The organism is Raineyella antarctica (genome assembly GCF_900092135.1).
Classification (GTDB): Bacteria; Actinomycetota; Actinomycetes; order Propionibacteriales; family Propionibacteriaceae; genus Raineyella; species Raineyella antarctica.
Window position 1 is genome coordinate 261,128 of the sequence record NZ_FMYF01000004.1, and the last position, 25,524, is coordinate 286,651.

The 25,524-nt window shown below is 70.1% G+C and carries 20 protein-coding genes; 5 read left to right on the forward strand and 15 right to left on the reverse strand.

Annotation, left to right across the window (positions count from 1 at the left end):
• Positions 1–125: 125 nt before the first annotated feature.
• Positions 126–1,100: a sigma-70 family RNA polymerase sigma factor gene (locus GA0111570_RS08015; protein ID WP_092608957.1), complete on the forward strand. Its 975-nt coding sequence runs from the start codon at positions 126–128 to the stop codon at positions 1,098–1,100.
• Positions 1,101–1,224: 124 nt separating this feature from the next.
• On the opposite strand, the gene GA0111570_RS08020 is transcribed toward GA0111570_RS08015, so the two are convergent.
• The 9 genes from GA0111570_RS08020 to GA0111570_RS08060 form a co-directional block, all read right to left on the reverse strand.
• Positions 1,225–2,100, reverse strand: coding sequence for an acyl-CoA thioesterase (locus GA0111570_RS08020; protein WP_092608960.1), 876 nt, complete (start codon positions 2,098–2,100; stop codon positions 1,225–1,227).
• Between the two features lie 3 nt (positions 2,101–2,103).
• Positions 2,104–3,021, reverse strand: a complete 918-nt coding sequence (locus GA0111570_RS08025) for a PAC2 family protein (RefSeq protein ID WP_092608963.1) — start codon at positions 3,019–3,021, stop codon at positions 2,104–2,106.
• 72 nt (positions 3,022–3,093) lie between these two features.
• Positions 3,094–3,516, reverse strand: coding sequence for a ChaB family protein (locus tag GA0111570_RS08030; protein WP_092608966.1), 423 nt, complete (start codon positions 3,514–3,516; stop codon positions 3,094–3,096).
• A 16-nt stretch (positions 3,517–3,532) separates the two neighbouring features.
• Positions 3,533–3,970, reverse strand: coding sequence for a DUF1622 domain-containing protein (locus GA0111570_RS08035; protein WP_092608969.1), 438 nt, complete (start codon positions 3,968–3,970; stop codon positions 3,533–3,535).
• Between the two features lie 229 nt (positions 3,971–4,199).
• Positions 4,200–8,036 (reverse strand): ATP-dependent RNA helicase HrpA, encoded by a 3,837-nt coding sequence (hrpA, locus tag GA0111570_RS08040; protein WP_092608972.1) that lies wholly within the window; start codon positions 8,034–8,036, stop codon positions 4,200–4,202.
• Positions 8,033–8,959, reverse strand: a complete 927-nt coding sequence (locus GA0111570_RS08045; RefSeq protein WP_175557391.1) for a universal stress protein — start codon at positions 8,957–8,959, stop codon at positions 8,033–8,035. The genes hrpA and GA0111570_RS08045 overlap by 4 nt, the downstream gene beginning before the upstream one ends.
• 9 nt (positions 8,960–8,968) lie before the next feature.
• Positions 8,969–9,397 carry a pyridoxamine 5'-phosphate oxidase family protein gene (locus tag GA0111570_RS08050; RefSeq protein WP_175557392.1) on the reverse strand — a complete coding sequence of 143 codons (429 nt, stop codon included), beginning with the start codon at positions 9,395–9,397 and terminating at the stop codon, positions 8,969–8,971.
• Positions 9,398–9,455: 58 nt separating this feature from the next.
• Entirely contained in the window at positions 9,456–10,373 is a 918-nt protein-coding gene (locus GA0111570_RS08055; protein WP_245703072.1) for a T3SS (YopN, CesT) and YbjN peptide-binding chaperone 1, read from the reverse strand.
• Between the two features lie 31 nt (positions 10,374–10,404).
• Complete coding sequence (locus GA0111570_RS08060; RefSeq protein WP_175557393.1) at positions 10,405–11,328, reverse strand: AEC family transporter; 924 nt, start codon at positions 11,326–11,328, stop codon at positions 10,405–10,407.
• 532 nt (positions 11,329–11,860) lie between these two features.
• On the opposite strand from GA0111570_RS08060, the gene GA0111570_RS08065 reads away from it, so the two are divergent.
• Positions 11,861–12,829, forward strand: a complete 969-nt coding sequence (locus GA0111570_RS08065) for a hypothetical protein (protein WP_092608985.1) — start codon at positions 11,861–11,863, stop codon at positions 12,827–12,829.
• Positions 12,830–12,833: 4 nt separating this feature from the next.
• Here GA0111570_RS08065 and ku read toward each other — a convergent pair whose 3' ends face one another.
• Complete coding sequence (gene ku / locus GA0111570_RS08070; protein ID WP_092608988.1) at positions 12,834–13,811, reverse strand: non-homologous end joining protein Ku; 978 nt, start codon at positions 13,809–13,811, stop codon at positions 12,834–12,836.
• A gap of 63 nt (positions 13,812–13,874) precedes the next feature.
• Here ku and GA0111570_RS08075 point away from each other — a divergent pair, with 63 nt between their 5' ends.
• On the forward strand, positions 13,875–16,247 hold the full coding sequence (locus GA0111570_RS08075) for an ATP-dependent DNA ligase (RefSeq protein WP_092608991.1): 2,373 nt from the start codon (positions 13,875–13,877) through the stop codon (positions 16,245–16,247).
• An 87-nt stretch (positions 16,248–16,334) separates the two neighbouring features.
• Here GA0111570_RS08075 and GA0111570_RS08080 read toward each other — a convergent pair whose 3' ends face one another.
• The 3 genes from GA0111570_RS08080 to GA0111570_RS08090 all read right to left on the reverse strand — a co-directional run bounded on the left by GA0111570_RS08080 (position 16,335) and on the right by GA0111570_RS08090 (position 20,270).
• Complete coding sequence (locus GA0111570_RS08080) at positions 16,335–19,223, reverse strand: vitamin B12-dependent ribonucleotide reductase (protein ID WP_092608993.1); 2,889 nt, start codon at positions 19,221–19,223, stop codon at positions 16,335–16,337.
• A gap of 55 nt (positions 19,224–19,278) precedes the next feature.
• Positions 19,279–19,749, reverse strand: a complete 471-nt coding sequence (gene nrdR, locus GA0111570_RS08085; protein ID WP_092609262.1) for a transcriptional regulator NrdR — start codon at positions 19,747–19,749, stop codon at positions 19,279–19,281.
• Between the two features lie 308 nt (positions 19,750–20,057).
• Positions 20,058–20,270, reverse strand: coding sequence for a hypothetical protein (locus tag GA0111570_RS08090; protein WP_139283183.1), 213 nt, complete (start codon positions 20,268–20,270; stop codon positions 20,058–20,060).
• Positions 20,271–20,498: 228 nt separating this feature from the next.
• On the opposite strand from GA0111570_RS08090, the gene lexA reads away from it, so the two are divergent.
• Positions 20,499–21,311, forward strand: a complete 813-nt coding sequence (lexA, locus tag GA0111570_RS08095; RefSeq protein ID WP_092608999.1) for a transcriptional repressor LexA — start codon at positions 20,499–20,501, stop codon at positions 21,309–21,311.
• A 10-nt stretch (positions 21,312–21,321) separates the two neighbouring features.
• Here lexA and GA0111570_RS08100 read toward each other — a convergent pair whose 3' ends face one another.
• Both GA0111570_RS08100 and ald read right to left on the reverse strand, forming a co-directional pair.
• Positions 21,322–23,307, reverse strand: a complete 1,986-nt coding sequence (locus GA0111570_RS08100; RefSeq protein WP_092609265.1) for an ATP-dependent DNA helicase — start codon at positions 23,305–23,307, stop codon at positions 21,322–21,324.
• A gap of 170 nt (positions 23,308–23,477) precedes the next feature.
• Positions 23,478–24,596, reverse strand: coding sequence for an alanine dehydrogenase (ald, locus tag GA0111570_RS08105; RefSeq protein WP_092609003.1), 1,119 nt, complete (start codon positions 24,594–24,596; stop codon positions 23,478–23,480).
• A gap of 82 nt (positions 24,597–24,678) precedes the next feature.
• Between ald and GA0111570_RS08110 the strand changes: the two genes are divergently transcribed.
• Positions 24,679–25,524 carry a phosphatase PAP2 family protein gene (locus GA0111570_RS08110; RefSeq protein WP_092609006.1) on the forward strand — a complete coding sequence of 282 codons (846 nt, stop codon included), beginning with the start codon at positions 24,679–24,681 and terminating at the stop codon, positions 25,522–25,524.

Below are 25,524 nucleotides of genomic sequence, written 5' to 3' on the forward strand. Positions count from 1 at the left end.
CATCTCGATGACGGGGCATCCCTGACATCCCCGGGTGCTAACTCAGGGTCGGATCAGGGGGACGCGGGAATGAATTCCACGGTACCCGGCGTTGAATGGTCCGTAGGCGATCGAAAGGGACCCCTATGGCTACGAACCGCACACGCACCAGTGACGGCATCGACGGCAAGGACGCGGTCGGCCTGTACCTCGACGAGATTGCCCGCACCCCGCTGCTGACCGCCGAGCAAGAGGTCGAACTCGCCCGCACCATCGAGGTCGGCCTCTACGCCGAGCACATCCTCTCCGGCGAGGTGACGACCGCGGACCGCCGGGCGGCTGCGGCCGAACGCGAAGGACTCGTCGTCCGACGCCCCACCCATGAGGAACTGGAGTTCCTCGTGGCGCAGGGGCAGGAGGCGATGCAGCGCTTCATCCAGGCCAACCTGCGCCTGGTCGTCTCGGTCGCCCGCAAGTACGGCCGCGGCCAGATGCCGATGCTGGACCTGGTGCAGGAGGGCAACACCGGCCTGATCCGCGCGGTCGAGAAGTTCGACTACGCCAAGGGCTTCAAGTTCTCCACCTACGCCACCTGGTGGGTGCGCCAGTCGATCTCCCGCGGGATCGCGCAGCAGGGCCGGATCGTACGGCTCCCGGTGCACGTGGCCGAGCAGGTCAACCAGGTCGGCGCGGTGCGTCGCACGTTGGAGCGCCAGCTGGGTCGCGAGCCGGAGCTGGCGGAGATCGCCCAGGAGATGGGGCTGGAGGTGGAGAAGGTGATCGACCTGATCCGCTTCGGCCACGACCACGTCAGCCTCGACGCGCCGGTCGAGCAGGACGGCGACACGGCACTCGGCGACCTGATCGCCCGCGAGCCGATGCCCGGGCCCGACGAGATGGTCCTGGACGCGGAGGACCACGCCTACCTCGAGGACCTGCTGGGCACGCTGGACGACCGGTCCGCGGACGTCGTCCGCCGCCGCTATGGTCTGCTGGACGGTCGCCAGGCCAAGCTCGCCGACATCGGTGCCGTCTGGGGCATCACCGCCGAGCGGGTCCGCCAGATCGAGCGGCACGCGATCAGCCAGCTGCGGGTGCGCAGCGAGGAGATGGCTGCCTGACGCCGACCACAGGTCGGACGCTACGAGGAAGGATCGGCCGGTGCACAGGGCCCTGCGCACCGGCCGATCTGCGTCCCCGCGTCCTCTGGCCGCCTGCCGCACGGGCACCGACCACCGGGCGCCGCTAGGTCCGGCGGATCAGCCCCTCCTGGGCCTGCGTCGAGACCAGCTCACCATCCTGGAACACCCGGCCCAGGGCCAGCCCGACCGCCGCCGCGGCGGAGGGCGACACCTGCTCGAACAACATCCAGTCGTCGACCCGGAAGGGGCGGTGGAACCACATCGAGTGGTCCAGGGACACCGCCATCAGCCCGGGGCCGAGCGAGACGCCGTGGGTCACCAGCGTGGTGGAGAGCAGCGAGACGTCCGAGAGGTAGGCCAGCGTGCAGTCGTGCAGGCGCTGGTTGACCAATGGTTCCAGGCCCACGTCGGCGATCCGTCCGTTGGTCCGGTACCAGAACCGCTGCGCCGAGGGATGGGCGGCGTTCTCCGCCGCCTCCCCGACCCAGCGGACGTCGAGGACGCCCCATTCCTGCTGGACGTCGAGGAAGGGCAGCCCCATCCGCTGGAAGACCCGCTGGGTCTCCGGTCCCCCGTCCAGCTTGTGGCACTCGTCCGGGCCGGGGATGCCCAGCGGCTGGGAGTCCTGGTGCTCCAGGCCTGTCTCGGGGATCTTGAACGAGGCGGCGAGCCGGAAGATCTGCTTGCCGTGCTGGCGTGCCACCACCGACCGGGTGGTGAAGGTGGCCCCGTCGCGCTCGGCCGTCACGGAGTAGACCAGCGGGGCGTCGTACTGTCCGGGGCGCAGGAAGTAGGCGTGCAGGGAGTGCACCCGCCGATCCTCGGGAACCGTGCGGTAGGCGGCCATCAGGGCCTGGGCGAGCACCTGCCCGCCGAAGACCCGCTGGAGCCCCGATCGCGGATTGGCGCCGCGGTAGAGTCCCGGCTCGACCTCCTCCAGCTGCATCAGGTCGACCAGGTCATGGATGCTCTTGGGCACCTGTCATCCTTCCTCGGCGTCACCGTCGCCGGTGTCGCGCCCACGATCGTGCTCGGCCAGGAAACGTTCGAACTCCTCCCCCAGCTCATCCGCGCTGGGAAGCTCACCGACCAGGGTCCGGAACTCGTCGTACCCCGACTCCAGGATCGCGAGCACCTGCGGCCCGTTCTCGGTGGCCGCTACCTGTGCATCGATCTCGGCCCTGTTCAGGGCGACCCGGTCCTCCAGCGGTGCCGGCACCAGGTTAAGGCCGCACGAGGACTGGAGCACCTCCAGGGCCGCGGCGGCGGACCCGAGGTGCTCGGCCTTGCCGAGGTAGTACGGCACACACACGTCGATGCCGAGCGTACGGCGGCCGTTCTCGGCGAGGACGACCTCGAGGTAGGTACCGAAGGTCGCGGCGACCGTCAACGAACCGCTGAAGGCGTCCCAGGGCTGCAGGACCAGCTCCGGGTCAGCGGAGTGGGTGAAGACCTGGGTCGGCCGGGTGTGCGGCACCCGCATCGGCACGGCCGTGACGTTGACGACGAGCCGGACCTGCAGGGTAGTGATGATGTCGGTGATGGCGGCGACCACCCGGTCCCACAGCAGCATCGGCTCGGGGCCGGCCAGCACCAGGAACGTCTCGCCCGCGGCGTCGGTCATCGCCCAGAGGATCAGCTCGGCTGTCCGGGGACGGACCAGCATCCCGTCCTCGAACTCGAGCACCGGTCGCCTGTCGGCGTACTGCGTCAGCCGGTCCAGGTCGAAACGGGCGATCGGGCGGCCGGTGCAGTGCTCGCCCAGATGCGTGGCGACCAGGTGCTGCACCCGGCCAGCACTACCGGCGCCGTCGAGGAGCACCAGCAGCACAGGGCGCTTGCCTCGCAGGTCGTCCCAGCCGTCCTGACTGGACTGGTACAGGCTGCGAGGATCGGACATGCCCCTCACCCTACCCGCGGGCGCCAGCCGGGGCCGTCGATCCGTGACGGGCCAGGTCCGTACGGCGGCTCCTCAGTCGCCGCGGGCCTTGCGGGTCTCCCTGTCGTTGGCCTTCTGCAGCGCCTGGACGAGTTCGTCCTTGTCCATCCTCGAGCGGCCCTCGATGCCGAGCCGCTGGGCGAGCTCGTAGAGGTGCTCCTTGGAGGCGTTGGCGTCGACGCCTCCGGCGGTCGCTGCCGGGGAGTCACCGCTGCCCTCGGCATGCTCGTCCGAGGGCCCGGCCTTCTCCTTGGGCTCCCAGTGGTCGCCGACCTTCTCGTGGGTGTGCTTCAGTGAGGCGTACGCGGTACGGGCGGCGCGCTGCTCCTCGCCATAGCTGTCCAGCGCGGAATCGTAGGTCTTGGCGAACGTGTCCTGCGCCTTCTGCTCCGAGCGCTTCAGGGTGGAGGGCAACTCGCCCTTGCGGGCGTGCCCGTCCTTGCCGGTCTTGGGCATGGTCCGGACTCCTTGATCAGGGGATCGGTCGTTGCGTCCCTTCCACTGTAGGTCGGACCCCGGGTCCGTAGCCGCCCCCGGTCGGCGCTGCGGCCGGCTGCATGCCGTCGTCCCGGCGGGACTGCCAGGGCCAGCGGCCGGTGATCTCCAGTTCCAGGGAGAAGCTGAGGAAGGTCCGGATCAGCACGATCACGCCGAGCACGCCCACGGACCGGTAGGTGGGGGCGACGGCCACCGTACGGATGATGTCGGCGGCGACCAGCAGCTCCAGTCCGAGGAGGATGGATCGTCCCAGCCACTGGCGGTACCGGTGGTACACGTCCTCCGGGGAGCTCCGGCGCAGCATCGCGGCGCCGGCGACGAGGGTCGAGATGACGGCCCCGAGGACGATCGCCACCACTCCCGCGGCGTCGACCACCTTGCCGACCGACTCGATCATGTCCTGGAAAACCATGGTCCCCCCGTACTGTCGGCCCCGATGTCACGGCCGACGGACAGCTGTGGTGGCTCCCACTCTGGAGTAACCGGACGGCCGGGCACAAGGCCCCGCCGGAGGGTGGCCGGGCCTGGGTGTGAACCGAGCCTGGGTGTGGACCGGGCCTGGGTGTGAACCGAGCCTGGGTGTGGACCGGGCCTGGGTGTGAACCGGGCGTGGAGGTGGTCCGGGCGTGGCACAGCCGGGCTCAGGCGGCGGCCCGTTCGATCGCCTTGCGGACCCGCTTCGCCGACACGGTCGTACGGGTGCCGAGGGTCTGGGCGAACAGGCTCACCCGCAGCTCCTCGATCAGCCAGCCGATCTCCTCCACCTCGGGCCGGAGCCGACCGGGCGGCTGGGCTGCACACAACTCGGCGTAGGCGTCCTCGACGGCGTTGACGGTCTCCATGGCCTGCCGGTCCCGCAGGGCGGCCCCGGGCAGTGCCGCCAGTCGTACGCCGATGGCCTTCAGGTAGACGGGGAGCCGCTCGTACGCAGCCCCCTCGGTGGCGGCGATGAAGCCGGGGAAGACGAGGTTGGCGCGCTGCTCGGTGACGTCCGCCATGACGTCCGGGTCCCGCACCGAGGCCAGGGCCAGGCTGGCCTGCTGGTCTGCCCGCAGGACCTCGGCCGCGACCGCGACCACCCGGCGCATGTGCTCGGGATTGTCCTGGCGGACCGTGTCGCACAGCCGCCGGAACGCCGCGGCGTCACGGATGTCGGTGGGGTCGACCGCGGCGGCGACCAGGTCGGCGACCGACTTGAGCCGGGCGTCGGCGAGCAGTTCGGGGACCGAGGCGTACGGGCTGGAGCCGAGCGTGAACTTGTCCGGGTTGGACAGGTGCGAGACGACCCAGCGGGTGGGGTCGGGGGTGTTGAGCACCACCAGGCGGCGCAGCCCGGCGCGGTGGCTGGTCGCCGCGCGCGCCGGCGTGTCCTGCACGATGCTGCCGACGGTGGTGCCCTCGTCGGTCAGGGCCGGGTAGCCGGTGGCCCGGGTCCCGTGGCGCTCGATCGTCACCTCGCGCGGCAGCTCCCCGAACTCCCAGGTCGTCGACCCGGCGTGCCTGGCGGCCCTCGATGCCTTCGACAGGGTGGCTGCGACCTTGCCGGCGTGTTCCTGCTGCAGGGCGGCCAGGTCCTTGCTGCGGGCCATCTCGGTCCCGCCGCCGTCCTTGCCCTCGCGGGGGGACAACACGACGAAGGTCACCCGGAGGTGCTCGGGCAGCTTGGCCAGGTCCCACTCGTCGTCGGCGATCCGCAGGCCCACGTCGGTGGCGAGTCGGGCGGTGAGCGCGCGGGTCAGCGAGGTGCGCTCGGGGTCGAGCTCACCGGCGGCAATCGACGCGTCGAGTTCGCCGAGCAGGCGGCGGGCCCAGTCCGGCGCGGGCACGACCCGGGTGCGATGGGCCTTGGGCAGCGAGCGGATCAGCTGGGTGACCAGGTCCAGGCGCAGCCCGGGAACCTGCCAGCTGAACGGTTCGGAGGGCAACTGGCTGAGGATCGGCAGTGGCACGCGCACGCTGACCCCGTCGGCGCCGGCACCCGGATCGAAGACGTACTCCACGTCGAGGGTGTGCTCCCCCACCTGCCAGGTGTCGGGGAAGTCACCGGCGCTGCCGATGTCGGCCGAGTCCTGGACCAGGTCATCCATGGCCAGGTCCAGGAAGGCGTCGTCCTGCTGCCGCTTCCTGCGCCACCAGGCATCGAAGCCGGCCACGGTGCAGATGTCGGCCGGGACGCGGGCGTCGTAGAAGTCGAAGATCGCCTGGTCGTCCACCACGATGTCGCGGCGGCGGGTCCGCTCCTCCAGCTCCTCGGCCCGGCGGCGGGTGGCCTCGTTGCGGGACCAGAAGTGGTGGCGGGTGTGCCACTGCCCCTCGACCAGGGCCGAACGCAGGAAGATCTCCCGGGCGGCGACCGGGTCCACCCCGCCGTACGCCACCTGGCGCCGGCCGATGATCGGGACCCCGTAGAGGCTGGCGGTCTCGTACGCCACGACCTGACCTGCTCGCATCGCCCAGTGCGGCTCGGCATAGTGGCGCTTGAGCAGGGGTCCGGCGATCTCCTCGATCCACTGGGCCCGGATCCCGGCCACCGTGTGGGCCCACAGCCGCGAGGTCTCCACCAGTTCGTTGGCCATCACCAGTTCCGGCGGACGCTTGGCCAGCGCCGAGCCCGGGCTGATCGCGAACCGGGTGCCCCGGGCCCCCAAGTACTCGCGCGGCCCACGCCGCGGACGGCCACGGCCGTCGCGAGGGGTGGACTTCTTCTCGTCCTTCAGGTCGGCCAGCCCGACGTGGGAGAGCAGGCCGGTCAGCACGGCCATGTGGACGCGGTCGGCATCGGCGGGAAGCTCGTTGCGGGTCATCTCCAGGTCGCGGCAGATGTCGCGCAGCTGGTTCTGCAGGTCCTGCCACTCCCGGATCCGCAGGTAGTTCAGGTACTCCTCGTGGCACATCCGCCGGAAGGCGTTGCCGGACATGTCACGGCGACGGGCGGTGAGGTAGTCCCACAGCCGCAGCAGCGCGACGAAGTCCGATCCGTCCGGGTCGGGGGCCTCCTCACCCTCGGCCGCCATCGGCGCCCAGAACCGCCGGTGCAGCTGGTCGGCCTTCTCACGCTGCTCCCGCGGACGCTCGCGGGGGTCCTGGATGGTCAGGCCCGCAACCAGCACCACCATCTCGCGCAGGCAGCCGTAGTGGTCCCCGGCCAGCAGCATCCGGCCCATCCTCGGGTCGAGCGGGATCCGGGCCAGCGCGTGTCCCACCTTGGTCAGCCGGGGCTGCGTACGGGTCGCATTCGGCGAGAGCGCCCCGAGCTCGTCGAGCAGGCGCATGCCGTCGGTGATCTGCGCCGACTCGGGCGGCTCGACGAACGGGAAGCGCTCGATGTCCCCCAGCCCGGCCTGGGCCATCTGCAGGATGACCGAGGCGAGGTTGGTCCGCAGGATCTCCGGTTCGGTGAACTCCGGTCGGGCGGCGAAGTCCTGTTCGGAGTACAGCCGGATGCAGATGCCCGGCGCGACGCGGCCGCAACGCCCGGCCCGCTGGTTGGCGGAGGCCTGGGAGACGGGTTCGATCGGCAGGCGTTGCACCTTCGTACGCGTCGAGTAGCGCGAGATGCGGGCGGTGCCGGGGTCGATGACGTAGCGAATGCCCGGCACGGTGAGCGAGGTCTCGGCCACGTTGGTGGCCAGCACGATCCGCCGGCCGGTGTGCGGGGAGAAGACCCGCTGCTGTTCGGCCGAGGTCAGCCGGGCGTACAGCGGCAGGATCTCGGTGCGGGGCAGCTTGAGGTCCTCGATCGCCTGGGCCGCGTCGCGGATCTCTCGCTCCCCGGAGAGGAAGACCAGGACATCCCCGGGCGCCTCGGCGGACAGCTCGAGGAGGGCCTCGCAGATCCCCTCGTTCTGGTCGCGCTCTACCGCCGGCCTGCCCCCCTCGTCACTGCCGTCGTCGACCAGCGGGCGGTAGCGTACGTCGACCGGGTACGTACGTCCCGAGACCTCGATCACCGGGGCGTCGTCGAAGTGGCGGCTGAAGCGTTCGGTGTCGATCGTCGCCGAGGTGACGATGACCTTCAGGTCCTTGCGCCGCGGCAGCAGTTGCTTGAGGTAGCCGAGCAGGAAGTCGATGTTGAGGCTGCGCTCGTGCGCCTCGTCGATGATGATCGTGTCCCAGGAGCGCAGGTCGCGGTCATGGGAGATCCCGGCCAGCAGGATGCCGTCGGTCATCACGGTCAGGGCCGTGCTGCGCTGCGCCTTGCGGGTGAACCGGACCTGGTAGCCGACCTCCTGCCCCAGTTCGACGGCCATCTCCGAGGCGATCCGCTCGGCGACGGTCCGGGCGGCCAGGCGGCGTGGCTGGGTGTGCGCGATCCGCTGGCGGCCCAGCTGCAGGCACAGCTTGGGAAGTTGCGTGGTCTTGCCCGAGCCGGTCTCCCCGGCCACGATGACGACCTGCGACTCCTCGAGCGCAGCCCGGATGTCCTCGACCCGCGAGCTGATCGGCAGCTCGGCGGGGAACGTGATGGTCGGGCTCAGGAGGGCGCGCCTCCCAGCGCGTCGTCCTCGTCGAGCGGGCCGGCATCGTCGGCACGGTCACGGATCAGTGCCAGCGGGCACTCGGCGTGGGCCATCACGCCACGGACGACGCCACCGACGCCGAAACCGGCGGTCGTGTGCACGCCGAGCCAGAGCAGGTCGAGCTCCCTGGAGCGGGCGACCATCTCCTTGACCGGGTGGCCCTGGACCAGGTGGGTGGTGACGGGGACCTGGGGGTAGCGGTCCTGCAGCGGGCCGAGCAGGGCCTGTACGCCGCCGATCGCGGCCTGGCCGGCCACCTCGACCGCGTGCTCACCGGAGCGGCGCACCGCGCCGGGAACGTCCCAGGCATGGATGACCTCCAGGCTGACCTTGCGCAGGTCCGCCTCGGCGAAGGCGGCCGCGAGGGCCGCCGCACCGTTCGCCGTCGCGTCGACACCGACGCCGATCCGGCGCTTCGCACCGGTCTCGCCGGGCGAGGACGCCGCAGAGATCATCACCACGGGGCAGTGCGCGGTGGCCGCGACGCCCACGCTGGTGGAGCCGACGAAGATGCGCTCCAGCCCCGACAGGGAACGACGGCCGACGACCAGCAGGTCCGCGCCGCGGGACAGCTTGGTCAGCGCCGCCGCGGCGTTTCCCATGGCCACCTCGGTGCGGATCCGGTCCGCCGGCATGCCGGCCGCCCGACAGCTCTCCGCAGCCTCGGCGACGACCGCCTCACCGGCGTCCTGCAGCACCGACGGGTCGTAGACGACACCCCAGGCACCGGCCAGGACTGCGTCGTCGACAACGTGGACGATCATCAGGTCGGAACCACGGAGCTCTGCGGCACCACGGGCGTAGACCAGCGCACGGTTGGCGTCGGGGGAACCGTCGACACCGACCAGCACGGCACCGCGACGGATGTTTTCTGCGGACATCATTGCCTCCTAGTCAGAAGTGTTCCACGTCTCCGAGCGGTCCACCACGCGTCCGCTGATCTGGCGCACCCGCAACGTGATCAACAGATCACGGTCGCCGATCGCCCACGGTTCCGGACCATCCTTCTCGAGCTCGTCCAGCTCGGGTCCCGGCTTCGGGGTGGCGGACTCGCCCTGGGCCATCACGCTCCAGCCGTTGCCCGTCTCCACGTCGACGTCGTCGACCTGGAAAGCCACCTCTCGACCCTCGGCGAGATCGGCCAGCACCGAGTCGCGCGACGTCCGGAAGACCACCAGGTCACCACGCATCGCGTAGTTGACCGGCAGGACGAGAATTCCCGCGTCGGCCGAGGTCCAGGCGACGCGGCCGACCTCCTGGGTCCGCAACAGCGCGCGACAGTCCTCGGGCTCGAGTGCCTCGAACATGCCTTCGTGCATGGTCCTCCTCCTGTCTCTCGACCGCATGTTATCGGAGTGGGAGGGACCGCCCTGACACTCACTCCACCTCGAACGCCGTGCGGCCCCCCAATTTGCGGGCCAGGTCGTCGTCGATCGCGTCGGCGATGTCGCTCATGATTCGTACGGCCTGGTGCAGGTGCGCGGGGACGAAGGGGTGGGTCAGCACCGACAGGCTCGCGAAGACCCGGTCACGGACGAGGTGGAACTTGACCATCCGCGCCTCGGCATTCAGGTCGTTGAGGACCTCGGTGGCCCGGGAACGGCCCACCACGTCGTGGACCAGGACCGAGAAGAGGATCAGCTCGCGACCATCGGCGCTGACCCGGAGGAAGAGCATCGCCGAGCCGACCCGCAGCGCGATGTCGCCCTCCTGGTCGCGCAGCGGAGCGTGGCCGAACATGTCGGTGAGCTCGGCCTCCACCATGGTGTCGAGGTGCTCGGGTCCGGCCGGCATGGTCGCCACCACGTCCTCGGCAGCGAACTCGGTGGTGGCTGCCAGCGGCTCGGGACGAGGGGTGAGGATCTCGGCCAGGTCGCCCGGGTCGAGGAAGATCGGATGCTGCACCCCGAACACGTCGCGCAGCGCCCCGACGGTGGCGGCGGCGAGTCGGTCCGAGGCCTCCTGGTCCATCTCCAGCCAGAAGTTCGCCGTCGGGCGGGGCCCCTCGGTGGTCGGCGCGAGCCAGCCGAGACGTTCCATCTCGGCTAGTTGCTCGGGGCCGAGCTGATAGGCCTCGCCCAGCACGGCGTTGCTCGAGGCCTCGGCGCGGATCGTCGTACGGTCCAGTGCCGTGAACGTGACGTACGGGACCTGGTCCTCGTCCACGGCGGCGCAGCCGATGGTGAAGTCCGCGGAGTCGTCGATCACCGAGATCACCTCTCCGAGGCGGATCTCGAAGCCGTCCCAGGCCTGGGCGATGCTGCGGTCCAGGTCGAAGTCTTCGTACTCAGGCACGGGCCCGACGCTAGCGCACAGCGGGTGAGGATCAGGCCAGCAATGCAACGATCCCGAAAATGGTCAGGACCGAGAGGACCGTCGTGATGAAGATGGTGTCGCGGGCCATCACCACACCCCGCCCGTACTGGCTGGCGATGACGAAGACGTTCTGGGCGGTGGGCAGCCCTGCCATCAGGGTCACCGCGAGCAGGTCGGGAGCAGCCAGGTGCAGGACGAAGGCACCGAAGGCCCACGCCACGGCAGGCATCGCGACCAGCTTGAGGAAGGTCTGCCAGGCCAGTACCGGCCCGGTCCGGCGATCGGGGCGCGGTCCCAGGCGCAGGGAGATGCCGAAGGCCAGCAGCACGGTCGGCACCGCCATCCCGCCGACCATCCCCAGCGGCGTGGCGAGCAGCGTGGGGATCCTGATCGAGAAGACCGACAGGAGCACGCCGACCAGGGTCGCGATGGTCAGGGGGTTGCGGACGAACCGGCCGACGAACGCACCGACGGTGAACCGCGTCGCGGTGCCGGTGGCCAGGTCGAGCAGGGCCAGTCCGACCGGCTGGAGGAACAGCAGTTGGGTGAGGATCACCGGAACCACCCGGGCCGGCGAGTCCAGCACGTACGTCGCGATGGGCAGGCCGAGATTGCCCGCATTGACGTACGCGGAGGCGAACGTCCCGGTGATGGTCTCCGGCAGGGGCAGCTTCCACACCCACCGCACCGAGGCCAGCCAGAGCAGGCTGACGGTCACGATCGAGACCACGGAGGCGACCAGGTCGGTCGACAGGAGGGCCGAGATGTCCTCCTTCGCCATCATCGTGACGAACAGGACGGGCATCGCCACGTAGAAGGACAGGCGGGCGAGCATGTTCTGGGTCTGCGCGGTGAACACCCGCAGGTGCGCCAGGAGGAAGCCGATACCGACGACCACTCCGATGACGAAGAATCCGGACAACACTCCCTGCACGCCCTCACTGTAGGCGCCCGATCCGAGCGTTCCGGCGCCGACCGGACGCCGGGGGTGCGGTGATCCGGGACGAGGGCACCGCCCCGTTGCTGCGATACTGGGGGGCATGACCGACCCCCAGCAGCCGTGGCGTCCCCCCGCTGGTGCCGGACTTCCGCCCTTCGCTCCGTTCGGCAGCGCCCCGGGTGGCCCCGAGCGCACCCCCGAGCCCGGCGCGGGTACGCCTGGCCCTGCTCAGGTCCCGCCGGCGAGGCCCGAGCCCGCGCGCGTACCCCCGACCGAACAGGACGCCGGAGAGATCCCCCCGTCGAACGGGACGGGGTCATGGTGGTCGGACGACTCCGACGCCACCCAGCCGGTCCCCCGCGTGCCCGAGGCGGACCAGGGCCATCACGACACCCAGGAGATGCCTGTGGTCCCGGTGCCGGCTCCGGCTCCGGCTCCTCCGATCGTGGGTAGCGGTGCGCCACACGCCTCTGGTCCGGGCCGGGCCCCCGAGCGCCGGCGGCCCCGGCGGAGGGGCCTGCTGGTCGTGGGCATCATCGTCGTGGCGCTGGTCCTCGGCGTCGTCGGTTGGCGCCTCGTACAGGCCCAGCGGTTCGACCAGCGACTGGCATCGGACGGCGAGGCCGCCCGCCAGGTGGTCCAGACCTACTACACTGCGCTGCGCGACGGAGACGCGAAGGCCGCCCTGGCGACGGCTGCGATCCGACCCGAGGAGACCTCGCTGCTCACCGATGAGGTGCTCCGATCCGCCCAGGAGGCCGGCGGCATCCAGAACCTGTCGGTGGGCGAGGCGGCACTGGCCAACGACAACGGAGCGCGGATCGTCGGCGATGCGGGCACCGTCGCCGTCACGTACGCGGTGGGCAGCACACCCGTCAGGATCGACCTGCCGGTCACCCGCGACGGTGGGACCTGGCGGATCTCCGCGGCCACCTCCCGGGTCGACCTCGGTGGCAAGGGCGTCTCCCGGACCGTCAACGGCCACCAGGCCGGCGCCGACGTGGTGGAGCTGTTCCCCGGTACGTACACGGTCGGGGCCGCCTCGAAACTCGTGACCCTGGGGCACCCCCAGCTGCTGGTGACCGCTCCCGACCCGCTCGGGGCAGCTGCCCAGACCTGGGGCGGCGGCGATGCGACACTCAGCACGGACAGCCGCGATGCCGTGCTGGGCGCAGCCCGCGCCTCCCTGACGTCGTGCCTGGCCCAGCGCTCGCTGGCGCCCGAGGGCTGTCCGATCTCGATCGAGACCGGATCGGAGATCCAGATCGACGAGTCGACCATCCGCTACCAGCTGGTCAACGATCCCTGGTCCAAGACAGAGGTGCAGCTCGCGAGCGACGGGCGTGCCACCGGGACGATCGACGTGGAGTACCGGATCGAGGCGTCGGCCAAGAGCAAGGGCGTCGAAGGCGTGGTCCGGCAGACGTACACCCAGTCGGCGGTGACCTTCAACGCAGACCTGTCCGGCGACAAGCCGGTCATCTCCTGGCAGTGAGGACCTAGCCCGCCTTGCCCCGTCGCTTCGCCGGCGTGCCGGCCTGCTTGGTGCCGCCGGTCCCGTCCTCCTGGTCGCCCTCGGCCTTGTTGGCTGCCTTGGCCGACCTACTGCGGGTGGCCTGCGTGGGCTCGGCCGACGTGCCCGTGGTGGCCTTGCGTGCCTTCCCCGAGCCCTCGCCGGAGCCGGCACCCCGGGCGGCACCGCGCTTGCGGTCCAGCGAGGCCTGCAGGGCGGCCATCAGGTCGATCACCTCGCCCCCCGCGGCAGGCTCTTCGCCGGCTGCCGGCCCGGCCACCTCGGTCGTCTCCCCCGAGGTCAGCTTGGCCTCCACCAGTTCGTGCAGCTGCAGCTGGTAGTCGTCGACGTAGCCCTCGGGGTTGAAGTCCTCGGAGAGCTGTTCGACCAGGGCGTTCGCCATCTTCTGCTCGGCGGCGGTCACCTTGGCATCGGCCCGGCCGGAGAACTCCGGTTCGCGCAGCTCGTCGGGCCACATCACCGACTGCAGCACCATCAGGTCGTCCCGCACGCGTAGCACGCCCAACCGGGTGCGCTGGCGCAGCGCGTACTTGACCACGGCGGTGCGCTCGGCCTGTTCGAGGGTGCTGCGCAGCAGGGCGTACGGCTTGGCCGCCTTGGGATCGGGCTCCAGGTAGTAGGCGTCGCCGAGCATCAGCGGATCGATCTGGTCACTGGGGACGAACTCCAGGACCTGGATCTCCTTGGACGCCTCTGCCGGCAGCGAGGCCAGCTCCTCGTCGCTGAGGACCACGACCTTGCCGTCCTCCTCGTACGACTTGTCGATGTGCTCGTACGCGACGATCTCACCGCACACCTCGCAGCGGCGCTGGTAGCGGATCCGCCCACCGTCCGCGTCATGCACCTGGTGCAGCGGCAGGTCGTGCGACGACGACGCCGAGTACAGCTTGACCGGCACGTTCACCAGCCCGAACGAAATCGCTCCCGACCACATGGCCCTCATGTCTCCATTGAACCTGAGAGCACCACGAGATGGAACAACCTACAGTGTCGACAAGGAGGCAGGATGACAGGCTCCGTGTCCCAGATCGACGTCGACGGTCGCCGGCTGCGGCTGACCAACCCGTCCAAGGTGCTGTACCCGGTGACCGGCACGACCAAGGCGGACGTGCTGCGCTACTACCTGGCCGTGGCCGACCGGCTCGTGGCGTGGTCGGCGATGAGGCCGGCCACTCGCAAGCGCTGGCCGAACGGCGTGGGGACCGCCGACCAGCCGGTCGAGGCCTTCTTCACCAAGAACCTCGAGCACGGCGCCCCCGGCTGGCTGGCCACGCACACGATCCAGCACCACCACCGCCCGGTGCGCTACCCGTTGGTGAACGACCGGGCCACCCTCGCCTGGCTCGCCCAGGTCGCCGCGCTGGAGATCCACGTCCCCCAGTGGCGCGTCTCCGGCGCGGACGAGGAGCTGAACCCCGACCGGCTCGTCCTGGACCTGGATCCCGGCCCGGGCGCAGGCCTGCAGCACTGTGCGGAGGTCGCGTTCTCGGCCCGCGATCTGCTGGAGGACATGGGACTGCCGGTGGTTCCGGTCACCTCCGGCTCCAAGGGCCTCCACCTGTACGCCGGACTGGACGGGTCCCGGACCTCCGAAGAGATCAACTCGTTCGCCAGGGAGTTCGCCCAGGCGCTGCACCGACTGATGCCCGACCTGGTGGTGCACGACATGAAGAAGTCGCTTCGCGAGGGCAAGGTCCTGGTCGACTGGTCGCAGAACAACGGGAACAAGACCACCATCTGCCCCTGGTCGCTGCGCGGGCGGCTCCGGCCGACCGTCGCGGTCCCACGCAGCTGGGAGGAGATCGCCGACCCCGGCCTGGACCACCTGTCGATGGAGGAGGTGCTGCAGCGGATCACGGAGGCCCGAGGGGACGACCCCGGCCCACCGGGCTCGGCCGCCCGCGGACAGCCGGAGGGGACCGACCGGGACCGGCTCGCGACGTACCGAGGGATGCGGGATGCCGACCGGACCCCCGAACCCGTCCCGGTCACTCCCCCGGCCGCGGGCAACCCTGTCCCGACGTTCGTGATCCAGGAGCACCATGCCCGACGACTGCACTGGGACTTCCGTCTCGAACGTGACGGGGTGCTCGTGTCCTGGGCGGTACCGAAGGGGCCGCCGACCGATCCGACCCAGAACCACCTCGCGGTGCACACCGAGGACCATCCGCTGGAGTACGGCAGCTTCGAGGGCGAGATCCCCCGGGGCGAGTACGGCGCAGGCCAGGTAACGATCTGGGACGCGGGGACGATCGAGGTGGAGAAGTGGCGCGAGGGCAAGGAGGTGATCGTCACGCTTTACGGCCGTCCCGACGGCGGCCTCGGCGGTGAACCGGCGAAGTTCGCGCTGATCGCCACCCAGGCAGGCGGGACGGAGAAGAACTGGCTGATCCACCGGATGGAGACCACGGCCGAGGCCGGTGTTTCCCCGCCACCCGACGTGCTGCCGATGCTCGCCTCCCCCGGCACGCTCGGGTCGATGGGGACCGACGACTGGGGCTTCGAGATGAAGTGGGACGGCATCCGGGCCGTCGCCACTGTCTGGGGTGGACAGGTGCGACTCACCAGCCGCACCGGTCGCGACATCACCGCGGTGTACCCCGAGCTGGCGGAGCTGGCCTCCACCGTGACCGGGAACGCCCGGCTGGACGGGGAGATCGTCGCGCTGGACGCCCAGGGTCGCCCCAGCTTCTCGATCCTGCAGGGACGGATGAACCTGACCCATCCGGGCGAGATCGAGGCCGCCCGGCAGCGCATCCCGGTGCACTACATGGTCTTCGACCTGCTCCAGCTCGGCCCTCGGTCGCTGCTCACCAGGCACTACTCGGAACGCCGAGAGATGTTGGAAGCGGCTGTCCGGGAGGGCACGCACGTCCACGTCCCGGCGTGGTTCGACGTCTCGGCCCACGACGCCATGGAAACCTCCGCCGAGCTGGGCCTGGAAGGCATCATCGGCAAGCGCCTCGACTCCGTCTACCGTCCCGGCAAGAGGACGAAGACATGGCTGAAGGTCAAGCACCGCGCCACCCAGGAGGTCGTCCTGATCGGCTGGCGACCGGGCCACAACGGTCACGGGATCGGTTCCCTACTGCTCGCGGTTCGCGGCGACGGGGACGGGTGGATATACGTCGGGAGGGTGGGCAGCGGGTTCACCGGGCCCCAGCTCGCCCTGTTGGCCGACCGGTTCGCCACCTTGGGCCGTCAGCAGCCGGCAGCTGACGGGATCCCCACCGACGTGGCCCGGGACGCCCAGTGGGTGGAGCCCGCGCTGGTCGGCGAGGTCACCTACCAGGAGCGCACCCCGGACGGCATCCTGCGCCATCCGGTCTGGCTCGGACTGCGCGACGACAAGGCTCCGGAGGAGGTCGTTCGCGAATGATGGGCCCGACGAGCGCAGCGCTCGTCGGGCCCATCACGGCTCGTGCTCCGGGGGGACCGGCAGGTCCTCCCCGCCGATCCTCTCCTACTAGCTGCAGCCGCTGGTCGAGCCGCAGCCCTCACAGACGTAGCAGGAACCACTGGGACGCATCTTCGTGCCACAGGTCAGGCACAGCGGCGCGTCGACCGAGGTGCCGGTCAGCTCCTCCATCAGCTCGGCGCTGGTGCGCGCGTCGTGCGTCGCCGGACGGGCCGACTCCGCGACGATCAGCTCGGCCACTGCCGGAGTGACCTGCTGGGTCTCCTTGAGGGACGTGGTCGGCTGGACCGAAGGGGTCTCCTTGACCTCCTCGATCGGCTCGATCTCGGGGGTCTCCGGCTCGTAGCTGCCCGTGTCGAGGTAGCGGGTCCGCTCGGCGGCGGTGTAGATGCCGAGGTCGGCCCGGTCGTCGAAGCTGAGGTAGTCCAGCGCCAGGCGACGGAAGATGTAGTCCATGATCGACTGGGCCATCCGGATGTCGGAGTCGTCGGTCATGCCGGCCGGCTCGAACTTCAGGTTGGTGAACTTCTGCACGAACGTGGTCAGCGGCACCCCGTACTGGAGGCCGATCGAGACGGCGATCGAGAAGGCGTCCATCACACCGGACAGGGTCGAGCCCTGCTTGCCCAGCTTGAGGAAGATCTCGCCCAGGCCGTCGTCGGGGTAGGACCCCGTCGTCATGTAGCCCTCGGCGCCACCGACCGTGAAGGAGGTGGTGTAGCTCGGGCGCTTCTTCGGCAGGCGCTTGCGGATCGGGCGGTACTCGATCTTCACCTGGGGCTCGACGACCTTCTCGGTCTTCTGCTCCTTCTTGCCGGTGGAGAGCGGCTGGCCGACCTTGCAGTTGTCGCGGTAGACGGCCAGGGCCTTCAGGCCCAGCTTCCAGCCCTGCATGTAGACGTCGGCGATGTCCTCGACGGTTGCCGTCTCGGGCAGGTTGACGGTCTTGGAGATCGCGCCCGACAGGAAGGGCTGTACGGCGGCCATCATCCGTACGTGGCCCATCGGCCGGATGGCCCGCTGGCCCATGGCGCAGTCGAAGACCTCGTAGTGCTCCGGCTTCAGGCCGGGGGCGTCGACGACATGGCCGTGCTCGGCGATGTAGGCGACGATCGCCTCGATCGTCTCCTCGGTGTAGCCGAGCTTGGCCAGCGCACGGGGCACGGTCAGGTTGACGATCTGCATGGAGCCGCCACCGACGAGCTTCTTGAACTTGACCAGCGAGAAGTCCGGCTCGATGCCGGTGGTGTCGCAGTCCATCATGAAGCCGATGGTTCCGGTCGGGGCCAGCAGCGACGCCTGGGCGTTGCGGAAGCCGTTCTCGGAGCCCACGGTGATGACCTGGTCCCACTCCTCGGTGGCCGCATGCTGGATGTCGGCGTCCATGGTGTTGACCGTACGCAGCTCGTCGTTCGCGGCCTGGTGCTTGCGCATGACGCGCTGGTGGGCCTCGGCGTTGCGGGCGTAGCCGTTGTACGGGCCCTCGACACCGGCGAGCTCGGCCGAGCGGCGGTAGGCGGCCCCGGTCATCAGGGAGGTGATGGCGGCGGCCAGTGCACGGCCCCCGTCGGAGTCGTAGCCGTGGCCGGTGGCCATCAGCAGGGCACCCAGGTTGGCGTAGCCGATGCCGAGCTGGCGGTAGTTGCGGGTGGTCTCGGCGATGGCCTCGGTCGGGAAGTCACCGAAGGTCACCGAGATGTCCATCGCCGTGATGATGATCTCGACGGCCTTGACGAAGCGCTCGATCTCGAACGTGTTCTCGTCGCTGAGGAACTTCAGCAGGTTCAGGCTGGCCAGGTTGCACGAGGAGTTGTCCAGGCTCATGTACTCCGAGCACGGGTTGGACGCGGTGATCCGTCCGGTCTCGGGGTTGGTGTGCCAGTCGTTGATCGTGTCGTCGTACTGGAGGCCCGGGTCGGCGCAGGCCCAGGCGGCCTGGGAGATCTTGCCGAACAGTTCACGGGCGTCGACTGTCTGGATCACGTCGCCGGTCAGGCGGGCGCGCAGGCCGAACTCGTCGCCGTCCTCGACCGCACGCATGAACTCGTCGGTGACGCGCACCGAGTTGTTGGCGTTCTGGTACTGGACCGAGACGATGTCCTTGCCGTCCAGGTCCATGTCGAACCCGGCATCGCGCAGCGCACGGATCTTGTTCTCCTCGCGCGCCTTGGTCTCGACGAACTCCTCGATGTCCGGGTGGTCCACGTCCAGGACGACCATCTTCGCCGCACGACGGGTCGCGCCGCCGGACTTGATGGTGCCGGCCGACGCATCCGCGCCGCGCATGAAGGAGACCGGTCCGGAGGCGGTGCCACCGGAGGTGAGCAGTTCCTTGGAGGAGCGGATCCGGGAGAGGTTGACGCCCGCGCCGGAGCCGCCCTTGAAGATGCGTCCCTCCTCGGCGTACCAGTTCAGGATCGAGTCCATCGAGTCGTCGACGGACAGGATGAAGCAGGCGCTGATCTGCTGGGGGGCCTCGGTGCCGACGTTGAACCAGACCGGGGAGTTGAAGCTGAAGTACTGGTGCAGGAGCATCCAGGTCAGCTCGTCGCCGAAGACCTCGGCGTCGTGCGGGGTGGCGAAGTAGCCCTCCTGCTCGCCGGTGGTGCGGTACTTGGTGACCACGCGGTCGATCAGGGCCTTGAGGCTGGACTCGCGGCGGTCGGTGCCCACCGCACCACGGAAGTACTTCGTGGTGACGATGGTCGACGCGTTGACGCTCCAGAAGTCCGGGAACTCGACGCCCCGCTGCTCGAAGACGCTGGCACCGGTCTTCCAGTTGGTCTGGACGATGTCACGCTTCTCCCAGGTGACCTCGTCGTACGGGTGCACACCCTCGGTGCTGAATACGCGTTCGACCACGAGGCCGCTGGCCTTCGCAGGCTTGGGACGGTTCGACCGCGACTTGCTGGTCGCCGGACGAGTGGTTTCGGACATGGCTGAACCCTCTCCTGGTTGGAGGCTACGAATGCTGGGGCTGGAATTGCTGGGGCTACGAAATGCTCTGGTGCGGCGAGGGCGAACCCGCGCGGAGCGCGGCGATCTCTGTCTCGAAGTCATCGACGGACGCGAACTGGCGGTAGACACTGGCGAAGCGCAGGTAGGCGACCTCGTCGAGCTCACGCAGGGGTCCCAGGATGGCCACCCCCACCTCAGGTGCCGGGATGATCGTCTGCCCGGAGGCACGAACCGCCTCCTCGACCTTCTGGCCGAGCCTCGCGAGCTGGTCCTCCGTCACCGGACGACCCTTGCACGCCTTGCGCACCCCTTGGACGACCTTGTCCCGATCGAACGGCTCGACGACGCCGGAACGCTTGCTGACCGACAGCTGCATCTGTTCCAGGGTCGAGAACCGCCGTCCGCACTCGGGACACTGACGCCGTCGACGGATACTGCATCCGTCCTCGGCCGCCCGGGAATCAAGAACGCGGGTGTCCGTGTGGTGGCAGTAGGGACAATGCACGACGAACACCTCCTCCCGAGGATCAGCTCCCAGACCCCCCTGTGGACAAACCTGCGGAGGAGCCTGTTGAACAAGTGTGGACAACGTGTGGGTGACAACCACAATCTGTGGATGAACCACATGCCTGTAACTACTAGATGTTGTGATCATAGGACGCCACTCCCCCAAGGGCAACCCTCGGCGCGTCGTCGCCCCAGCAGCAGTCATCACCGACCCTCGCCGCCTCGCGCCACCCCCGGGAAGCCCTCGGCGAGGCGGTGGATGGGCCACCTCCGGCGGCCGCACGGGCGAAGGATCAGGCTCCCGGCTCAGTCAATCAGACCGGTCATCACACCGAAGGTCACCCAGGCGATCACAATGCCGGCGACGACCATCAGGGCCAGCAGCCCCAAGGTGAACAGGCGTTCCAGCACAGAACCGGCTCGGACCAGTAGGTCCGACAGGTCGACGGCAAGGAGGCGTGCTCGGCCGGCCGCGCCGACGTGGCGAAGCGGTGCAACGCCCATGGGAATGACAGTCATGCTGGTCTCCTCAACGGATCGAACCTACGTTCGAAAACTCTACCGAACATCTGATCGAATGCAACCCCGGCACACCGTCCCGCCCGACCAGTACCTCCATCACACCCGAGGGGTCTGACGTTTCCCCGCACCGGATCTCCCCCTCGACGCGCCCAGGGATTCGGCGCACCTTCCGACATGCTCGAACAAATGTTTGAATGAACGGATCAGGCAGGCTAACGTCTTGCTATGGCTGCAGATCCGGAGGACATCAGCGCGCCACGTCGGGGACGCCCGCGTGCGAGCGCGGTCGAGCAACAGGTACGAGCCGCACGGCTGGCCAGGCGCCAGGAGCTGGCCGAGCGCCAGGAACACCCCGCACCGTCCCCGGCCGCACCCTTGGCCGGACTCACGGCGCGCCAGCAGCTGATCCTGGACATTATCCGGGCAACGGTGGAGGACCGCGGTTATCCGCCCACCGTCCGCGAGCTCGGCGATGCCGCCGGCCTGTCCAGTCCCTCGAGCGTCTCCCACCAGCTGAAGGTGCTCGAGGAGAAGGGCTACATCCGGCGTGACCCGAACCGCCCCCGCGCCCTCGAGGTGGTGACCGCTCCGGCGGCCACCGCTGCCTCCGCGTCGGGGACCGCTGCCGCCAGCGACGCGACGGGCCTGCGCGATGCGATGCCGACCGCCGTCAACGTGCCGATCGTCGGCCGGATCGCCGCTGGCGTACCGATCACGGCCGAGGAGCACATCGAGGACGTCTACGCGCTGCCCAAGCAGCTGGTCGGCGAGGGGAACGTCTTCATGCTGGAGGTTCGCGGCGACTCGATGATCGATGCGGCCATCTGCAACGGCGACTGGGTGGTCGTGCGCCAGCAGCCCGATGCCGACAACGGCGACATCGTGGCGGCCCTGCTCGATGACGAGGCGACGATCAAGACGTTCAAGCGCACCGCCGACGGGGTCTGGCTGCTGCCGCACAACCCCGCGTACGACCCGATCGACGGCACGTACGCCACTGTCCTGGGCAAGGTCGTGGCGGTGCTGCGCCGGATCTGAGACCGTCCGACTACTCCCCCGCCAGCCGCTTCAGGGCCCCGACAGCAACGTCGGGGTCCATCGTCGTCCACATCGGCGGCAGGGACGCCCGCAGGAAGCCGCCGTAGCGTGCGGTCACGATCCGGGGATCCAGGATCGCCACCATGCCCTGGTCGGTGGTGCGCCTGATCAGGCGGCCCGCCCCCTGGGCCAGTAGCAGTGCCGCATGGGTGGCGGCGACCGACATGAAGCCGTTGCCGCCATGGCGCTGCACCTCCTGCTGGCGTGCCTGCATCAGCGGTTCGTCCGGCCGGGGGAAGGGGATCTTGTCGATGATCACCAACCGGCAGGTGTCCCCGGGGACGTCGACCCCCTGCCACAGCGAGAGCGTCCCGAACAGGCTCGTCTCCGGCTCGGCGACGAATCGCCGGGTCAGCTCGGCGAGGTGCGCGTCCCCCTGCAGCAGGATCTCCAGGGCCGGCAGCTCCTCGCGTACGTGCTCGGCCGCTGCCTGGGCCGCCCGCTGCGAGGCGAACAGACCGAGGGTGTGCCCGCCGGAGGCCCAGACCAGCTGGGCGATCTCCGCCAGGACCGCCGGGTCCGTCCCCTCGCGGCCCGGACGCGGCAGGTCCTTCGCCAGGTAGAGGATGCCCTGCTTGCCGTAGTTGAACGGCGACCCCACGTCCAGGGCCCGCCAGGGCATCGTTCCCGCCATGGCCCCCTCGAAGCCCTCCCCCATCACCTCATCGGCCGACGGCCCCTTGTCCGCGCCAGGCGCCTCGTCGGTGACCTCCTCGCCCGCCCGCAGGCCGAAGGACCCGGCGACCTTGGTGAAGCCACCGCCGACCTTGAGGGTGGCGGAGGTGAAGACCACTGTCCGCTGGGAAAGGATCGAGCCCCGCATCAGTCCGGCCACCGACAGTGGGGCGACGCGCAGCTCGCGCCCCGAGCGCTCCCGGTCGATCACCCACACCACGTCAGCCTCGGACGGGGACGCCATCCGCTCGGCGACCTCGAAGACCTCCTGCAGCGCGGCCTGTGCCTGGCGCCGCTCCCCGTCGGCCTCCTTGCTCTCCTTGCCCTTGCCGACCTGGGAGACACCGTCGCGAGCCAGGTCACGCACCTGGCCGAGGGCGGTGAGCAGGGCGGAGTCACCGGGCTCGACCCGTGCCAACGGGGCCGTTGCCAGCGCCGTCCCGACGGCTTCCCCCGCGTCCATCAGGTCGAGGGCGGTGTCGTCGTCCATCCAGGCCATCGCCCGCTTGGCGACCCGCTCCACCATCTGCGGGCTGAGCTCGGCGGAGGCGGCACCCGTGACCCGGGAGACCAGCTCATGGGCCTCGTCGATCACCACCGCGGAGTGCTCGGGCAGGACGGTGCCCTCCTGCATCGCATCGATGGCGAGCAGGGCATGGTTGGTCACGACCAGGTCCGCGGCGCGCCCCAGTTCGCGGGACTTCTCCACGAAGCACTCGCCGCCGAACGGGCAACGCTGGGCCCCCAGGCACTCGCGCGACGAGATCGACACCTGCGACCAACCCCTGGCGGTGTGGGTCGGCGCGTCGTCGCGGTCCGCCAGCCCCTTCCGCTCGGCCTCCTCCTCGGCCCACTCGCGCAGCGCGAGGACCTCGGCCCCCAGCACCGACACCTCGTCGGCGCCGGAGTCGCGGATCTGGTCGACGACGTCGGCCCCACCGAACAGGCCCTGTTGCTCCATCGGCCCGTTCTCCCGGACCCGCAGCAGGCAGGCGTAGTTGCTACGGCCCTTCAGCACGGCAGCGCGCACGCTGCGCCCGGCGACCTTCTCCATGGCGGCCAGGGCGTGCGGGATGTCGCTCTCGGCGAGCTGGGCCTGCAGCGCCAGGGTGGCCGTCGCAATCACCACCCGGTCGTCGGGGTGGGCGGCCAGGTGGGTCAGGACGGGGGCCAGGTAGCCCAACGACTTGCCGGTACCGGTTCCGGCCTGCACCAGTAGGTGCTCGCGGCCGGCCAGCGCGGCGGCGACGGCCTGGGCCATCTGCTGCTGGCCAGGCCGTGGGCTGCCGCCGATCTCCCCGACCGCCGCCTCGAGGACGGCATCGACGGTGACCGCGGGTTGCTTCTCGGATGGCACCCGTCAACCCTAGACGCTCCCACCGACGCTTCCTGCCCGCGCCGCCATCGGGCCGCCGGCCCGATGACCGTGCCTCAGTTGCCCAGCAGCCGGGCGACACCAGCCAGCGGCAGGCCGTGGGCCTCGGCGACGCCACGATGGGTGACCCGGCCCGCATGCACGTTGAGCCCGCCGGCGAGCGCCGGGTCGTCCCGCATCGCCTGGCGCCAGCCCTTGTCGGCGAGCGCCAGAACGTACGGCAGGGTCGAGTTGGTCAACGCGTACGTGGAGGTGTGCGGGACGGCTCCGGGCATGTTCGCCACGCAGTAGAACAACGACCCGTGCACCCGGAAGGTCGGGTCACTGTGGGTGGTCGGCCGGGAGTCCTCGAAACAACCGCCCTGGTCCACCGCGATGTCGATCAGTACGGACCCGGGTCGCATCGTGGCGACCATCTCATTGGTGACCAGCTTCGGCGCCCGCGCCCCGGGGATCAGCACCGAGCCGATCACCAGGTCAGCGCGCGGGAGCAGGTCGGCGATCGTCAGCCGGGTCGAGAACAGGGTGTCGACATGGCCATCGGTCCGCCAGAACACGTGGCGCAACTTCTCCAGGTCGGTGTCCAGGACGGTCACGTCCGCACCCATGCCGAGCGCCACCCGGGCGGCGTTCTGGCCGGCCACTCCCCCGCCGATGATGACCACGTGCGCCGACGCGACACCGGCCACGCCGCCCATCAGGATGCCCCGGCCCCCGTGCGAGGCCTGCAGTTCGACAGCACCGATCTGGGGCGCCAGCGAGCCGGCGACCTCCGACATCGGATACAACAGCGGCAGCGTGCCATCGGGCAACTGCACGGTCTCGTACGCGATGGCAGTGGTGCCGGCGCCGATCAGCGCCCGGGTGCACTCCGGGGACGCGGCCAGGTGGAGGTAGGTGAACAGCATCTGGCCCGAGCGCATCAGGGGCCACTCGGACGCCACCGGCTCCTTGACCTTCAGCACCAGGTCGGCCTCGGCCCAGATCTGGGCGCAGTCGTGCTCGATCCTCGCACCCTGCGCGGCGTAGTCCTTGTCGGGGATGGAACTGCCGGCTCCCGCACCGGCCTGGACCAGCACGTCATGGCCGCGCCGGACCAACTCGTGCACGCCACTGGGGGTCAGCGCCACGCGTTCCTCGTTGTTCTTCACCTCGGTGGGTACCCCGATGCGCATGCCCGGTGTCCTTTCACGTACGGCGTCGTCAGGGGCCACGCTACCGCCCGGAGAGGTTCGACACCCCACGTACGCTGGTCCCGTGGCTCCCGACTCCTCCCCTGCACCGACGACCGCGCTCTGGAGGCCCCTCGTCCGGACCCTGCTCGCCGTCGTGCTGGCCTGGGGCGCCGCGGCCGTGGTCGGCTGGGTCGCCCTGGGAACGGTTCCCGGCCAGTACCTGGACGAACGGGCGCTGCGCGGCGGCCAGGCCCTCACCTTCCTCGGCCCCCGGACCCGGCAGGTGCTGGACACGCTGCCGGCGGTCGGCGCCGCTGTGGGCGGCCTGGCCCTGGTGGTGATGTCGGTACGGGCGCGGTCGCTCCGCGCCGCCGTCGTGGGACTGGGCGTGGCCCTCGGTGCCACGGTCTCGGTCCAGGTCCTCAAGCGGCTGGTGATCGACAAGCCCGACCTCAACGTGCAGGCGGCAGCACTGAACTCGTTCCCCTCCGGGCACACCACGATGGCCGCGGTGGCCGGGATGGTGCTGGTGCTGGCGATCCCGGCCGGTGCCCGCGCCCGGGTGGGGCTGCTGGCTGCCCTCTACACGGCCCTGGCCGGCGCCTCGACCGTGGTGAACGGCTGGCACCGGCCCTCCGACGTGGTCGCCGCGGTGTTCATCACCGCAGGATGGGCCATGATCGGTAGCCTGGTGCTGCACACCACCACCGGGCCCGAACAGCCGCGGGCGAGCGGGACGGGTGAAACGTCAGCCGTAGCGCTGGGGCTGGTGGCCGGAGGCGCCTGCGTCCTGCTGGCCGGTGCTGCTGCGGTCCCGACCTTGGCCGGGGTCGGCCTGGCCTGGGGACTGGTCTCGGGGATGGCGACGGTCCTGGGCGCCTGCCTGCTGTCGTACGCAACGCTGGCAGCCCTGGCCCGACACCGCTGA

What these genes read in the sequence shown, in the direction of transcription:
- GA0111570_RS08015 (WP_092608957.1), top strand. Translation starts at nt 126, where the DNA reads ATGGCTACGAACCGCACACGCACCAGTGACGGCATCGACGGCAAGGAC.
- GA0111570_RS08025 (WP_092608963.1), bottom strand. Translation starts at nt 3,021, where the DNA reads ATGTCCGATCCTCGCAGCCTGTACCAGTCCAGTCAGGACGGCTGGGAC.
- GA0111570_RS08030 (WP_092608966.1), bottom strand. Translation starts at nt 3,516, where the DNA reads ATGCCCAAGACCGGCAAGGACGGGCACGCCCGCAAGGGCGAGTTGCCC.
- GA0111570_RS08035 (WP_092608969.1), bottom strand. Translation starts at nt 3,970, where the DNA reads ATGGTTTTCCAGGACATGATCGAGTCGGTCGGCAAGGTGGTCGACGCC.
- GA0111570_RS08045 (WP_175557391.1), bottom strand. Translation starts at nt 8,959, where the DNA reads ATGTCCGCAGAAAACATCCGTCGCGGTGCCGTGCTGGTCGGTGTCGAC.
- GA0111570_RS08050 (WP_175557392.1), bottom strand. Translation starts at nt 9,397, where the DNA reads ATGCACGAAGGCATGTTCGAGGCACTCGAGCCCGAGGACTGTCGCGCG.
- ku (WP_092608988.1), bottom strand. Translation starts at nt 13,811, where the DNA reads ATGAGGGCCATGTGGTCGGGAGCGATTTCGTTCGGGCTGGTGAACGTG.
- GA0111570_RS08075 (WP_092608991.1), top strand. Translation starts at nt 13,875, where the DNA reads ATGACAGGCTCCGTGTCCCAGATCGACGTCGACGGTCGCCGGCTGCGG.
- GA0111570_RS08080 (WP_092608993.1), bottom strand. Translation starts at nt 19,223, where the DNA reads ATGTCCGAAACCACTCGTCCGGCGACCAGCAAGTCGCGGTCGAACCGT.
- GA0111570_RS08090 (WP_139283183.1), bottom strand. Translation starts at nt 20,270, where the DNA reads ATGACTGTCATTCCCATGGGCGTTGCACCGCTTCGCCACGTCGGCGCG.
- lexA (WP_092608999.1), top strand. Translation starts at nt 20,499, where the DNA reads ATGGCTGCAGATCCGGAGGACATCAGCGCGCCACGTCGGGGACGCCCG.
- GA0111570_RS08100 (WP_092609265.1), bottom strand. Translation starts at nt 23,307, where the DNA reads ATGGCCCAGGCCGTCGCCGCCGCGCTGGCCGGCCGCGAGCACCTACTG.
- ald (WP_092609003.1), bottom strand. Translation starts at nt 24,596, where the DNA reads ATGCGCATCGGGGTACCCACCGAGGTGAAGAACAACGAGGAACGCGTG.